The sequence below is a fragment of the Halomarina pelagica genome (assembly GCF_024228315.1).
In the GTDB taxonomy this organism is placed as follows: Archaea; Halobacteriota; Halobacteria; order Halobacteriales; family Haloarculaceae; genus Halomarina; species Halomarina pelagica.
Genome location: NZ_CP100454.1, coordinates 120,813 through 135,304, shown reverse-complemented (window position 1 = coordinate 135,304; position 14,492 = coordinate 120,813). Strand labels below are relative to the sequence as shown.

12 protein-coding genes are annotated in these 14,492 nt (G+C 63.6%); 9 read left to right on the top strand and 3 right to left on the bottom strand.

Annotated elements, in window-relative coordinates:
* Nucleotides 1–116 precede the first annotated feature (116 nt).
* Nucleotides 117–884 carry an IclR family transcriptional regulator gene (locus NKI68_RS00655; RefSeq protein WP_254544765.1) on the top strand — a complete coding sequence of 256 codons (768 nt, stop codon included), beginning with the start codon at nt 117–119 and terminating at the stop codon, nt 882–884.
* Nucleotide 885: 1 nt separating this feature from the next.
* Nucleotides 886–2,490 carry a class I adenylate-forming enzyme family protein gene (locus NKI68_RS00650; RefSeq protein WP_254544764.1) on the top strand — a complete coding sequence of 535 codons (1,605 nt, stop codon included), beginning with the start codon at nt 886–888 and terminating at the stop codon, nt 2,488–2,490.
* On the opposite strand, the gene NKI68_RS00645 is transcribed toward NKI68_RS00650, so the two are convergent.
* The 3 genes from NKI68_RS00645 to NKI68_RS00635 all read right to left on the bottom strand — a co-directional run bounded on the left by NKI68_RS00645 (nt 2,487) and on the right by NKI68_RS00635 (nt 5,661).
* Nucleotides 2,487–3,548 carry a phosphotransferase family protein gene (locus NKI68_RS00645; RefSeq protein ID WP_254544763.1) on the bottom strand — a complete coding sequence of 354 codons (1,062 nt, stop codon included), beginning with the start codon at nt 3,546–3,548 and terminating at the stop codon, nt 2,487–2,489. The two genes, NKI68_RS00650 and NKI68_RS00645, sit on opposite strands and share 4 nt — an antisense overlap.
* A gap of 142 nt (nt 3,549–3,690) precedes the next feature.
* Entirely contained in the window at nt 3,691–4,683 is a 993-nt protein-coding gene (locus NKI68_RS00640; protein ID WP_254544762.1) for an FAS1-like dehydratase domain-containing protein, read from the bottom strand.
* A gap of 3 nt (nt 4,684–4,686) precedes the next feature.
* Nucleotides 4,687–5,661 (bottom strand): zinc-binding dehydrogenase, encoded by a 975-nt coding sequence (locus NKI68_RS00635; RefSeq protein ID WP_254544761.1) that lies wholly within the window; start codon nt 5,659–5,661, stop codon nt 4,687–4,689.
* 173 nt (nt 5,662–5,834) lie between these two features.
* On the opposite strand from NKI68_RS00635, the gene NKI68_RS00630 reads away from it, so the two are divergent.
* The 7 genes from NKI68_RS00630 to NKI68_RS00600 all read left to right on the top strand — a co-directional run bounded on the left by NKI68_RS00630 (nt 5,835) and on the right by NKI68_RS00600 (nt 13,808).
* Complete coding sequence (locus NKI68_RS00630) at nt 5,835–7,523, top strand: acetate--CoA ligase (RefSeq protein WP_254544760.1); 1,689 nt, start codon at nt 5,835–5,837, stop codon at nt 7,521–7,523.
* 149 nt (nt 7,524–7,672) lie between these two features.
* Entirely contained in the window at nt 7,673–9,037 is a 1,365-nt protein-coding gene (locus NKI68_RS00625) for an ABC transporter substrate-binding protein (protein WP_254544759.1), read from the top strand.
* A gap of 7 nt (nt 9,038–9,044) precedes the next feature.
* On the top strand, nt 9,045–9,968 hold the full coding sequence (locus NKI68_RS00620) for a branched-chain amino acid ABC transporter permease (RefSeq protein ID WP_254544758.1): 924 nt from the start codon (nt 9,045–9,047) through the stop codon (nt 9,966–9,968).
* The gene (locus NKI68_RS00615; protein WP_254544757.1) at nt 9,965–11,005 is read left to right on the top strand and encodes a branched-chain amino acid ABC transporter permease; all 1,041 of its coding nucleotides are present in this window, start codon (nt 9,965–9,967) and stop codon (nt 11,003–11,005) included. The genes NKI68_RS00620 and NKI68_RS00615 overlap by 4 nt, the downstream gene beginning before the upstream one ends.
* Nucleotides 11,002–11,748, top strand: coding sequence for an ABC transporter ATP-binding protein (locus NKI68_RS00610; protein WP_254544756.1), 747 nt, complete (start codon nt 11,002–11,004; stop codon nt 11,746–11,748). The genes NKI68_RS00615 and NKI68_RS00610 overlap by 4 nt, the downstream gene beginning before the upstream one ends.
* Nucleotides 11,748–12,467 carry an ABC transporter ATP-binding protein gene (locus NKI68_RS00605; RefSeq protein WP_254544755.1) on the top strand — a complete coding sequence of 240 codons (720 nt, stop codon included), beginning with the start codon at nt 11,748–11,750 and terminating at the stop codon, nt 12,465–12,467. Before NKI68_RS00610 ends, NKI68_RS00605 begins: the two co-directional genes overlap by 1 nt.
* 123 nt (nt 12,468–12,590) lie before the next feature.
* A complete protein-coding gene (locus tag NKI68_RS00600; protein ID WP_254544754.1) occupies nt 12,591–13,808 on the top strand; it encodes an acyl-CoA dehydrogenase family protein in 1,218 nt (405 codons plus the stop codon).
* Nucleotides 13,809–14,492: the final 684 nt, after the last annotated feature.

The window sequence follows — 14,492 nt, the reverse complement described above, 5'->3', positions numbered from 1 at the left end:
GTGAAGTGAAACTTATTACTATATGTGGATTAATTTGTCTGCTCATACCCCCATCTTATCTAGATCTATTTACGATTAGAAAAAGTGATATATACGCTGCCTCGATGTATCGTGCAATGCTCGCGAACACCCCATCACGGCAGGTCAAGTCGGTTCGGACGGCGTTTGAATTGATCAACCGACTGCAGGCACTCGGCGGTGCGACACCTGCGCAACTGACCGAAGAGTTGGATCTATCGAAGAGTTCGGTTCACAACTACCTGGCCACGCTCGAGATGGAGGGGTACCTCGTGAACGACGGCGGGACCTATCGACTCGGGCTCCGCTTTCTGACCCACGGAACGGCGGCGAAGAACATGACCGGCATCAAGCGATCGGTCGTCGGGACGGTGCAGGCCGTTGCAGACGAGTTAGCGCAGTCGACGTGGTGGGTCACCGAAGAACTCGGTCGTGGATACTTCATCGAGAACGCGACTCCGGAGGGCGCGACCACCACGTACGGGCGCGTCGGAAAGCGTTCGTACCTCCACACGCACGCGCTGGGGAAGGCGATTCTCGCCGGTGCGTCCGACGAGTACGTCGAACGGGTCGCCGACCACCATGGCCTCCCGGGGCAGACGCGACGGACGACGACCGACGTCGGGGATCTCCTCGTCGAACTTGAGGCGGTTCGCGAACGCGGCTTCGCAGTCAGCGAGGGGGAGGCGGTACTCGGTATCCTCTCGGTCGGCGTCGGATTCCGCGACGCGGACGACAGACGCCACGCGATCGGCGTCTTCGGTCATTCACGTAACTTCGCGGGAAACCACCCGGAGAACCTCGGCGAGAGGCTCGTCGAGACGGTCGGCGACCTCGAGCAACGGCTTCAAAACGAGGGGAAGTGAGATGGCCGCCGTATCGGATTCGGTCCGGACGCTCGGCGAACTCCTGGAGCGACGCGCAGCAGAGCACGGCGACGAGACGTTCTTCCGGTACCAGGACACGGAATTCTCCTACGAAGAGATCGACTCACGAGCGAACGCGATCGCAAACCGACTGCTCTCGAGCGGCGTTACCGCCGGAGACGCGGTCTGTCTCTACATGTACAACCGTCCGGAGTACCTGTACGCCGTCTTCGCGCTCGCGAAGATCGGGGCCGTCGCCGCCCCCATCGACACCCGGTTCACCGGAGAGACGCTCGAGTACGTCCTCTCGGCGACCGACGCCGATGTAGTGATTCTCGACGCCGACACCGAGTCGGCGTACCGGGACGTCAGAGGCGATACGACCACGATCAGCACCGAGTTCTTTGCCGGAGAGGGGGATCCCGACCAACCCTACCGCGATTTCGATCTGTTGCTCTCGGGCGACGGTTCTGCGCCACCCGACGTAGACGTCGGGGGGTCGGATACCTGTTCGGTCATCTACGTACAGCGGTACCGGCGGACGCACCCGCAGGGCGTCACACTTCCCCATTACTCCTACATCAACACCGGGAGGGAATCGTGCCGTGATCTCCTCGATCTCGCTCGCGACGACTGTATCTTCACGACGCTTCCGTTCTACAGTAGCTATCCGATGCAGATGGGCGTCACCGGAGCGCTGATCAGTGGCGCTACGTTCGCCTTCCAGAAGCAGTTCGACGGCGAGCGGTTCTGGGAGTGGACCCGGAAGTACGACGCGACCGTGTTCCTCTACCTGGGTCGGATGCTGTCCGTCTTGTACAACCGAGAGGAGCACGAGCGCGACGATGAGACCCCGGTGACGCACGCCGTCGGTCACGGGTTCGGCTTCGGGAGCGACGAGACGATGATCGCGAACTTCGAGCGGCGGTTCGACGTGACGGTTCTCGAAGCCTACGGTATCACGCCGAGTTCGACCCTAGCTACGTCGAACCGACCGGGCGACCGGCGACTGGGGAGCGTCGGTAAACCAGTGTCCTACGCGGAGATCAAGATCGTCGACGAGGACGACTGGGAAGTCCCCACGGGACAGACGGGCGAGATCCTCATCCGTCCAACTACCCCGAACACCATGTTACGGGGGTTCGACGGGGACGACGAACTGACGGTCGAGGTCTGCCGGAACCAGTGGATCCACACGAACGACGTCGGCTACGTCGACGAGGACGGCTACCTCTACTTCGTCGCGAGCAAGACGAACACCATCCACCTCGGCCGCGTCGCCGGTCGCATCTCCTCGCTCGAGATCGAGACCGTCATCGACACCCATCCGGCAGTCCGGGAGTCGGCGGTCTTCGGCGTGGCGACGGGGAACGACGACGAGGCGATCAAAGCGGTCGTCGTTCCGGAGGAGGGAGCGCGGCTGAGTCCGATCGACGTCAGCGAGCACTGCGAGAAGCAGTTGACGTACCACAAGCTCCCCCGGTACGTCGAGATCCGGGAGAACCTGCCGCGGTCCCCGGCGGGAAAGGTTCGGAAAGATCAGCTTCTCGACACCGAAGCCGCGGACGTCTGGGATCGGGAGCGGGGGTACGACCTGAACCGCTAGATCGGCTCGTCGCCCTCGGCGATCCGCATCGCCCAGTCGGCCATCGCGGGGACACGCTCGCGCATCTTCGGGTACATCGGGTTGTCCGCGTTCCCCTCCAGGTGGCGGCGGAAGAACATCTCGCAGAGCGCCGTGAGCTTGTATACCGAGAGGACGCGGTAGAAACGGCCGTTCTCGAACGTGGTTCCCGTAGCGTCCTCGTATCGCTCGACGAGGTCCCCCTTGGTCGGGTAGCCGTCCCGATCAGTGAACGTCGGGATCAGTTCCGGGATGGCCGCCTCGGAGTCGCCTGGATCCCGCCAGTAAGTGAGCAACCAGCCGAGGTCGAACCGCGGATCCCCGAGCGTACTGAGTTCCCAGTCGAAGATGCCGGCGATGTTCGGCGGCACGCCCAGCCCGAACAGCACGTTGTCGAGCTTGTAGTCCCCGTGGACGAGCGCGTTCGGTGACGACTCCGGGACGTTGTCGTCGAGCCAGCTCCCCACCTCCTCAATCGTCGGCACGCCCCGCTCGGACGCCGTGACGTCGAAGGCCCAGTCGAACTGCCGGTGCCACCGGTCGACCTGCCGTTCTATGTAGGTCTCGGGCCGCCCGAAGTCGCCGAGCCCGACCGCCTCGTAGTCGACGGCGTGGACCTCCGCCAGCCGGTCGACGAGTTCCTCCCCGACACGGCGTCGGTGATCCGGCGTCGCGAACCGAGGAGGCTCGTCCTCCCGGAGAACGTCGCCCCGTTCCCGCTCCATGAGGTAGAAGTCGCACCCGATGACGTCGTGATCGTCGCAACCGAGTACGGTCCGCGGCACGCGAACGTCGGTCTCCTGGAGCGCATCTACCACCCGGTACTCACGGAGTACGTCGTGGGCCGTGTCGGCCGTCGCTCCAGGGGGCGGCCGACGGAGGACGAGTTCGCGCTCGCCCCACGTGACGAACAGTGTCTCGTTCGAGTGGCCGGCCCGGTGACGAGTCACCTGAAATAGCGTCTCGGAGCCGAGTTCCGAATCCAGGTACTCGGACAGGGCCGCCTCGTCGACGATCCTGTCCAGGTACTCGTCACTCATGGTCGATCCCGTCGAACGAACGTACAGATTGCCGTGAGGTAACTCGATACATGCTCGTACGTCTGCTCTCCGACTCTCCCCCCGTCCACTAAACTATGTGGGGTGCGACCGTAGCGACGCTTGGGGCTCGACACCTGCGCCATCACGTGCGATCCGTCGGCGGAATCGCCGCCGTGACGTCTCCGACCAGGACCGTCTGCCCCGTCTGGCGGGTCGCGGTGAGTTCAGCGGTCACCTCGGGCGCGTCCACGCCGGTCACTTCCCCGCTTACGGTCAGCGTGTCGCCCGGCCAGACGCGGGCGGTGAACCGGGTCCGGAACCGTCGGATCGCGGCGACCCCGAACCAGTCGGTGACGAGGTGACCGGCGTAGCCGGCCACGAGCATCCCCTGGCCGAACACGCTCCGGTTCCCGAGCGTGCGCGTGTACCGTTCGTCATAGTGGATGGGGTTGAAGTCGCCGCTCGCCCCGGCGTACCGGACGAAGTCCTGAGGAACCAGTTCCTCCACGATGACCGTCGGGCCGGCGTCACCGACCTCGACGTCGTCGACCGATACGACCGGTTTGAATCCGAGGTCCGGTTGCCGGACGCTCGCCCCGTCTGGTGTCGCGTCCCGCTCGATCGGTTCGCGCGTGTGATCGTTCTCCACCACCGGTCCGTCCGTTTCGATGAGCGTCTCCCGCTCCGTGACGACCAACGCCCCGCTCTCGTCGACGTACTCGGTCTCCAGGACGGCGAAGGTCATGGTCCCGCCCTGTCGTCCCTCGCGTTCGTACGCGTCGGTCAACGTCGTCGTCCCCGACAGCGTGTCGCCGACGAACACCGGTCGCGCGAACTCATAGGCCTGCTCGCCGTGGAGTTCGTACCGGATGTCGAACCCGAGGTCGAACCCGAGGCGACCGACGCCGTCGGGACGGTATCGCGGGAACATCGCCGACCGGGTGAACGTGGGCGGTGCGGGTCGCCGGTCGAACCCGCGGCCGGTCGCGGCATCTGGGTCGCGGAACGCGGGATCATCGTCGCCGACCGCGGCCGCGAACTCGGCGACCTTACCGGCCTCGACCGTCAGTCCATCGACCGACTCGACGGTGTCGCCGACGCGATCAACCAGTCGGTCTAGCGTCCGATTCGGCATCGACTACGGCCTCACGACGATCGTTCCGAATCCGTCGCCTCTCGACAGTCGCTCGTGGGCCGCCGGTATCTCGTCGAGCGAGATGACCGAGTCGACGATCGGTTCGACGTCGCCGTCGAAGAACGCCTCAAGCATATCCTCGAACTCGCCCATCGTCGCACCGGTCGCGCCGATTACTTCGAGCTGTTTCCAGAACACGTGCGGGAGCATCGCCTGATCGGCGTCGCCGGTCGTCGCGCCGATGGTAACCAGTCGGCCGCCACGGGCGAGGCTTCGCACCGCCCGTTCGTAGGTCTCGCCGCCGACCGACTCGAAGACGACGTCGACGCCGCGGCGACCGGTGAGGTCCGCGATCGCGTCGTCGATGTCCGTCTCGGTATAGTCGATAACGTACTCCGCACCGAGATCGCGGAGCCGTTCGGCCTTCTCCTCCGAGGAACTGGCGGCGTAGACCGTCGCCCCGGCGTGTGCAGCGATCTGGACGGCCCCGTGGCCGACGCCACCGCTCGCGCCGAGGACGAGCACCTCGTCGCTCGGGCCGACGCCGGCCCGGGTGAGCAGCCCGCGCCACGCGGTCCCGAAGTTCGAGGGGGCCGCGGCGGCCTTCTCGAACGAGACGCCGTCGGGGAGTTCAACCGCGTGCTTCGCCTCGACGGCGACGTACTCGGCGTGCCCCCCGTCGCGTTTGACGCCCAGGCCGCCGTAGTCGCGACACATCGTCGTCTCGCCGTCGTTGCAGAACTCGCACTCGCCGCAGTACGTCGTGTTCCAGTACAGTACCACGCGATCGCCGGGCGCGAAGTCGTCGACGTCCGCACCGACCTCGGCAATCTCACCTGCGACGTCGATCCCGGTGACGATCGGCGGGTCGCCCTCGTAGCCGCGGCGTATCCAGATATCGGTGTGATTGACGGCGCTGGCCTTCACCTCGACCAGGACGTCGTCGTCACCGACGTCGGGAACTGGAACGTCCTTCACCGTCACGACCTCCGGTCCGCCAGTCTCGGGTATGACTGATGCTCGCATGACCCTCTGAACGAGAATACCCGGTCAGGTACTTATACTTACGCCGTGACGTCGGCGACGGTCGTCGTCGGTACCGCGGAAGCGTCACCGGAAGTTGTATAATCCGGATCGTCATTGGCTAACGCATGCCGGAACGATCTCGAATCGACGCGTACCACTTCTACGAGCGGGAGTGGGACTCGTACGACGAGTTGCTCGACGCCTTCGAGTGGGAGGTCCCGGCGTCGTTCAACATGGCGACGTACGTCTGCGACCGCTGGGCGACCGAGGACGGCGACCGCGTCGCGCTCTACGCCGACGATGGGGCCGGAGGGCAGGAGACATATACGTTCTCGGAACTCCGCGAGACGGCCAACGCGGTCGCGAATTACCTCCGGGACCAAGGGGTCGAACGCGGTGACCGTGTCGGGATAAACACGCGTCAGCGTCCTGAAACGGTCGTCGCGCACGTCGCTGCCTGGAAGGTGGGGGCCGTCTCCGTCCCACTGAGTACGCTGTTCGGAACCGACGCTCTCGAGTATCGGCTCGACGACGCGAGCGCACGCGCGTGCGTCGTGGACGAGTCCAACGTCGACACGCTTCGGACAGTCGTCGATAACGTTCCGTCGCTGGAAACCATCGTAGCCGTCGGCGACGTCACGTCAGAGGGCGACGAAGCGACCTTCGACGACGTGGTTGGATCACACGCCTCGACGTTCGAGACTGTCCAGACCGACGCGGAGGACGACGCGATCATCATCTACACGTCTGGGACGACCGGCGACCCGAAAGGCGTCCTGCACGCCCACCGGGTCCTGTTCGGGACCCTCCCGCTGTTCATCACTGGATTCTGTAATCTGGAACTGCACGATAGCGACGTGTTCTGGACGCCGTCGGAGTGGGCGTGGGTCGCGACGCTGTTCGACGTCGTCTTCCCCGGGCTGTTCTACGGTCAGCCCGTCGTCGCCTACACGGCCGACGAGAAATTCGATCCGGAGACGGCGATGGAGATCATCGAGCGGTACGACGTGACGAATTACTTCGCGCCACCGACGGCGCTGCGGATGATGGAGCAACTGGAGGCCCCCGATCGGTGGAACGTCTCCAGTGTCCGGTGTATCCCCAGCGGTGGCGAGTCACTCGGTCAGAGCATCGTCGACTGGGCCGAGGACGTCTTCGGGGGTGCGGTCGTCCACGAGGCGTACGGACAGACGGAAGCGAACATGGTCGCGGGAGACTGCACGAAGCTCGTCGAATCCAGTGAGGGGAAAATCGGCCGGCGAGCGCCGGGTCACGACCTCGAGATCGTCGATCCGCAGACGGCGGAACCGACCGTCGCCCCCGGCGAGACCGGAGAGATCGCGGTTCGCTACGAGGGAAACCCGGTGTGCTTCAAGGAGTATTGGAACAAGCCGGAGAAGACGGCGACAAAAGTCCGAAACGGATGGCTACTCACCGAAGACCTCGGTACGATGGACGAAGAGGGGTACGTGGAGTTTCACAGCCGAAAGGACACGGTCATCATCAGTGCGGGCTACCGCATCGGTCCCGTCGAGATCGAGGAGGCGCTGGCGACTCACGATGCGGTCGCCGCCGCGGGCGTCATCGGGATCCCCGACGACGAGCGCGGGGAGGTGCCGAAGGCGTTCGTCGTCCTCGCGGAGGGATACGAACCGAGCGAGGACATCAAAGCGAGGCTCAGACGGGACGTACGGAATCGTCTCGCCGAGTACGAGTACCCCCGTGCCATCGAGTTCATTGACGAACTCCCGAAGACGACCTCTGGGAAAGTTCGTCGGACGTCACTCGAGGAGCGGGAGAGAACGATGGGATGACGCCGACACCCTACGAACCGTCGTCATCCGTCCACGAGCCGGCCGCTCGGCGATAGAATTCGGCTGACGCTCGGTTCATCGAGCTGTCACGGATCGTGTAAATTCAGCATAAGGAACATTTATTAACGATACTACCATAGCCATGTTTTATGCGACCATCGCTCAAGCCGGATGGCGACATAGTGAAGCGGGGAATCCCTCCTCTCGACCCTCCCGTCGACCGACGGACGTTCCTGAAGGGGGCCGGTGCCGCGACGATCGCAGCGTCGATGGCGGGCTGTTCCAACCCGGCGGGAGACACGGGCGGTGACGGTGGAGGCGGCGGCGGCGGTGAGATACCCAGCGAACCGCTACGGATGGCGTGCGTAGGATTCACCTCCGGGCCGGCGGCCGTCTTCGGCAAGCCGATGATGCAGGCGGCGCGTATGATCGTCGACAAGATCAACGGCAACGGCGGGATCCTCGGTAAGCAGAAGATCGAGATGGACGAGCACGACGAGAACAACGAGAACGTCGCGCAACTGTACCGTCGACTGGCCACCCAGGAGAACTATGACGTCATCGTCGGGTTCATCTCCAGTGCGAACGCCCTCACGGTGGGACCGATCGCCGAAGAACTCGGCCAGCCGACGATCATCTGGGACACGGGGACGACGGAGTTGTTCGACAGCGCAGTCACCGACCCGAAGTACGTGTTCCGGACGTGTGCGAGCAGTTCGACCGACGCCGTCGGCGCGGCGTTAGTCCTGAAGAACGCGCTCCCAGACGTCAAGACCGTCGCCGGCGTCAACCAGGACTACGCCTACGGCCGGAACAACTGGAACCTGTTCACGAAGGCCATCGAGGCGTTCAGCATCGACGTCAAGGTCGTCGAGTCGCGGTTCACACCATTCCCTAACGAGGACTTCAGTTCGACGATCACTGCCCTCAACGACAGCAACCCCGACTTCCTCTTCTCCAGCCTCTGGGGGGGTGACCTGGTGAACTTCATAACGCAGGCCAACGGCCGAGGCCTGTTCGACGACACGCTCCCCTGTTTCAGCGGCGGAACGCACATCTTCGCCGACGCGCCGGATCAGGTCCCGGACGGCCTCCTCTTCGGGGCCCGTGGTCCACACTTCCCGTACGGTATTCTGGGGTGGAACTCCCTCCACGAGGAGTTCGTCGCCAGCTTCGAGAAACGGTACAACGCGTCGCCGTACGCACACGGTGCCTTTCACGCCTGGCAGGCGCTGTACGCGTACGTCCACTCCGTCGAGCGGGCCTACAAGCTCAGCGGGGAGTATCCCGACAAGGACGCGTGGGTCCAGTCGATGGAAGGCATCGGCTTCGACACGGCCAGCGGCTTCCTCAGCGTTCCCAGAGGGAGTCACAACGCGGTCGAACCGTCGTTCTGGGGGTTCTCGGACACCGGCGGTGAGAACATCTCGCTGCGAGATCCCGTCTGGATCGCCAAGGAGGAGGTGAACCCGCCCGTCAACAAGACGACCGGCGAGTGGCTCAACAGCATCTGATCCGGCGATGGTCACCGAACTACTCACACAGCAGCTGCCGATCGTCCTGAACGCGCTGTTCCTAGCGGCGGTGCTGTTCCTGCTCGGAACCGGTCTCTCGATAATCTACGGGATGCTCAACTTCCTGAACCTCGCCCACGCCGCGTTTCTGGTCCTCGGTGCCTACGTGTCCGCGACGATCATCACGCGAATCGTCGGCGCGCTCGGCGGATCCGTCGGCGGTGGCGTGCTGCTCGTCGCACTCCTCGTCGGGTTACTCGTCGTTGTTCCGGCGATCGTCTCGATCGTCGGACTCACGATGGAACGGACGATGTTCAGGCCGATATACGGTCTCGAGGACGACTACCAGCTGCTGGCGACGTTCGGCGTCATCCTGATGCTGGAAGACGGGATGAAGTTCGTCTGGGGCGGTCAGCCGGTGAGCGCGACGGCACCGTCTGACCTCCTCGGCGGCGTCACGCTGTTCGGCTTCACCTATCCGCTGTGGCCGATCTTCGCGACGGCCGTAACCGCCGTGGTAGCCGTCACCCTCTATTACTTCTTCGAGGAGACGCGCCTGGGCAAGATCACGCTGGCGATGGCCGAAGACGCCGAGATCGTGGGGGTCACCGGCATCGACACGCGGTCGGTCCACCTCAAGGTGTACGTCATCGGCGTCGCGCTGGCGGGGCTGGGCGGCGCGCTGTACCTGCCGAACGCGTCCATGACTACCGGACTCTCGCTCCAGTTCGTCATCCTGGCGTTCGCGGTGCTGGTCATCGGTGGACTCGGTAGTCTGAAAGGGGCGATCGCGGCGTCCCTGCTCATCGGCTTCATGCGGGCGTTCGGTACCTACTACGTTCCGCAACTGGCGCTGGCGATCGTGTTCCTGCTGATGGCCGCCGTGATGTTGATCAAACCGACCGGTCTGTACGGAGACATCAAAGCATGAGCCAGGACACCGACACCGGAATCGCGGGCGTCGTTCGAGACGGGTTCACGACCCCCTTCGGCCTCGTGACCGCCTGCCTCGTCGCGCTCGCTTTGGTACTGCCGTACCTCCCTGTCACGGGACAGTTCGAGGTCTTCCTGACGGCGCAGATACTCGCGTTCGCGATCGCCGCGGTCGCGTTCAACGTACTCCTCGGCTACACCGGACTGCTGTCGTTCGGTCACGCTGCATTCTTCGGCGGGTCGGCGTACGCGATCGGTCTGGTTCTCCGGTACACGGAGATTCGCGAACTGTTCGTGTTGCTCCCGATCGGAATCCTCGCGGCGGCCGTGTTGGCGGTCGTCATCGGGTACATCTCGGTCAGGCACACCGAGGTGTACTACGCGCTGCTGATGCTCGCGCTGAGCTTCCTCCTGTACGTCGTTACGGTGAAACTGTACACCTACACCGGCGGGACGGACGGGGTTCCGATCGCATCGCCGACCGTCGCCGGTATCGACTACGTCGCGGTCTGGGGGTACAGCGGCTACCTCCAGGGCGTCCTCTACTACGTCGTCCTGCTGTCGTTTCTGGCCTCGATAGCGCTGATGTGGGTGTTCATGAACTCCCCGTTCGGGCTGACGCTCAAGACGATTCGGGACAGTCCCGACCGAGCCCGTGCCATCGGGATTCCGGTCGTGCGGTACCGTTGGTACGCGACGATCGTCTCGGGTATCTTTACCGGGGTCGGCGGTGCGATGTACGCCTTCCTCAATGGACACATCACGCCGGGGTCGGTACTCCACTGGTCCCAGTCCGGCGAGCTGGCATTCATGGCTGTCCTCGGCGGCATCGGGTCGTTCTTCGGGCCGATCGCGGGCGCGGGAGCGTTCATCCTCATCCGTTCGGAGGCCCAGCAGTTCACCGAGTACTGGCACTTCGTAATGGGACTGATCCTGTTTCTCATCATCGTGTTCGAACCGGGCGGAGTGGCGGGAATCACTGGACGGATTCGACGGAAAGCGAGCGAACTGATGGAAGGGAGGAAACGAGAATGACGGTCCTCGAGACGCGGGGACTGACCAAGAAGTTCGGTGAACTCACGGCCGTCGACCAGATGGATTTCGAGATACGGCGCGGCGAGATCGTCGGTATCATCGGCCCGAACGGGGCCGGGAAGACGACGTTCGTGAACCTGCTTACCGGCGTTCTCGAAGCGACGGACGGCGAGGTGATCTTCGCCGGCGAGACGCTCGGCGACGCCCCAGTCCACGACCGCGCGAGGCGCGGACTCGTCCGGTCGTTCCAGCTCCCTCAGGTGTGTAACGACCTAACGCTGGTAGAGAACGTTCGTTCTGCGGTACTCTCTCGCGAGCGACGGAACAACTCCATGTTCTCCGTGCTCCTCTGGGAGGACGAGAGCCGGGCGGAGGCGATCGAGTTGCTCGAGCGGTTCGGCCTCGCCGACCGCCGGAACTCGAAGGCGGAGACGATCCCCCACGGTGACAAGAAGATCCTCGACGTCTGCATGAGCGTCGCGATGCGGCCGAAGCTGCTCATCCTCGACGAGCCGACCAGCGGGGTCGCCACCGACAACAAACACGAGATCATGAACCGGCTGCAGGAGTACTTCGAGACGACCGACTCGGCAGTTCTGTTCATCGAACACGACATGGAACTCATCGCCCAGTACGCCGAACGAGTACTCGCGATGGACCAGGGACGGAAGCTCGTCGACGGCACGCCGGAGGAGGTCCTCAAAGACTCCACGGTGAAGCGTCGAATCCGAGGTGAGGAATGATGCTGCTCGAACTCGACGACATCGAGGCGACGATCGAGGACGTTTCGGTCCTTCGAAACGTCCACGTCGACGTGGACGAGGCGGAGAGCGTCGCCATCGTCGGACGGAACGGCGCGGGCAAGACGTCGACGTTCAGGACGGTGATGGGGCTCCGGGATCTCGACCACGGGTCGGTCACGTTCCGCGGCGAGGACATCACCACCTACGAGACGTACAGACGGAAGCGACTCGGGATCGGGTTCGCGCCGGAGGATCGACAGTTGATCTCGAAGCTGACGGCCCGCGAGAACATCGAGATGGCGCTGTGGGGGTCGGACGACGAGTCCGACATCGACACCGGCGAGCGTCTCGCGATGGTCCTCGACGTCTTTCCCGCGATGGAGGCGTTCCTCGACCGGGACGCGGGGAAGCTCTCCGGCGGTCAACAGCAGATGGTCGCGGTCTCGCGCGCCCTCGTCTCCCAGCCCGATCTCGTGCTCCTCGACGAGCCGTTCGAGGGCCTCGCACCCAGCATCAAGAAGGACCTGCGCGAGAGCATCGGGCTCATTCGAAGCGAACTCGGCGCGTCGGTGTTCGTCGCCGAATCTCAGTTGAGCCACGTCCAGGGCGTCGTCGATCGGCTGTACGTCATCGAACGAGGCGAGATCATCGCCGAGACGGACGATCCGGGCTCGATCGAGGAGGACGAGGAACTGATGCAGATCATCGGTGGAGGATGAGTCCTCGCCGAAATGCCAACGCGCGTCGGCATTTCGTCTCGTTTAACTGGGTCCGGTGCTACGTCGACCTCCCTGAGCGAGGTATCGGTAGGCTTTACTATCCACGTGCCTGAATCGTGAGATGTGATATCGTTTAACGATTCGAGGGAAGCGCGGGATCTAACGGAGCGAGCGGAGGCGTTAATGGAGGAGGTAGTCCTCCCGAGAGAGCGCGAACTCACGGGCGGGACGACGATCTCCGAGGGGACGGTCACCGACCTCCGTGAGGCGGCCCGCGAGTACGGCGTCTACTGCCCGCAGATCGGCGAGGAACACGGCGGAATGGGGGTCGACTTCCGCGACGCGCTCCCCGTCTTCGAGCAGGCCGGCCGGTCGCTGCTCGGACCGGTGGCGATGCAGATCGACGCCCCAGACGAGGGGAACATGCACCTGCTGGAACTACAGGGGAACGACCTCCAGAAAGAGCAGTACCTCGACCCACTGGTCGCGGGTAATGTCAAGTCTGCCTTCTCGATGACCGAACCGATGCAGGGCGCAGGCTCGGACCCGAAGATGATACGGACGACTGCCGAGCGGGACGGCGACGAGTGGGTCATCGACGGCCACAAGTGGTACACCACGCAGGGTCTCCGAGCCGACTTCCTGCTGGTGTTCGCCCGGACGGACCTGGACGCCCATCCCTACGAGGCCTGTTCGGTGTTCATCGTTCCCGCAGAGGCCAATGGCGTCGAAATCGTGCGCAACATCCCCCACCTCGGCAGCGAACTCGTCGGAAAGGGTCACGCCGAGATCAAGTACAACGACGTACGCGTGCCCGAGGAACACCTGCTCGGCACCGAGGGGATGGGGTTCAAACACGTTCAGGAACGACTCGGTCCGGCCCGCTTGACCCACTGCATGCGCTTTTCGGGAATGGCCGAGCGGGCGCTGGACATCACGGTCGCCTACCTCTCCGAACGGGAGGGATTTGGGTCGTCGCTGGCGGACAAGCAGGACCCGCGCCATCGGATCGCCCAACACTACGCGCAGATCGGAGCCGCCCGCTCGCTCGTTCGGACCGCCGCCGACCGTATCGCCGCCGGACACGAGGCACGCATCGAGGTGTCGATGGCGAAGGTGTTCGCGGCGAACGTCACGCAGGCCGCCATCGACGACGCGCTCCAGTTCTGCGGGGCCAACGGGATGACGAGAGACCTCCCGATCGCCGATTTCTACGAGACCGTCCGACAGTTCCGCATCGTCGACGGGGCCGACGAGGTCCACAAACGCACCATCGCGCGAGCGGCGTTCGAGAACCCTGATTCGGCGGAACTCGACCCGATCGTCACCTACGACAAGTAGCATTATCAGCCCCGGGTTGGTTCGAGCGAACTCGTTCCGCGCTGCCAGTCGACTCGTCCTTCCAGGCGAGAACACGGATACATCTGGAGCCACTACTCAGACAGCAGTATTTTCACGCTGTGCGAGCCGATTCCGTATCGCCGTGAGTGTGTGGCAACACGGTATGGAGTCCTCGAAGATGCATCGTGGTCAAGCGACCTCAGTGAAACGATGAGCGTTCGCTCTACCGATGTGGTTCGTATACGGGCGAAGCCATGCGACGCTCTTCGAGGTTCGTGGCCCCCAGGGATCTTCCCACTGCGCCACGTGAGCGTACAAAGCCAGTAGTAAACTTATTACTAATTGCTCGGTGAGTAGATGAATACGCTGTTTTAACGGAGCGGTAAACCGATGAGCTACTACAGGAATTACGACCGGATCTGGGAGACGAAAGATCGATACGAGGCTGACAAGTGGCATTGTAGGAGGGCTCACCGGCGCGCAGAGGAGGGCCATATCGATTCACCCTCTCTTCGTATACGCGAGATCGCCCGACGCCATGTGATCTACCGTGGTTAATAATCAATCCAATCCCTAATATGATTGGACATATGTTGAAACACCACCGTTATCTAGGTTTATTTGTGGTCACATGCGATGTCTCTGCCCATGGCCTCGAGCGCGTGGTTGCTCGATCGAGCGGTT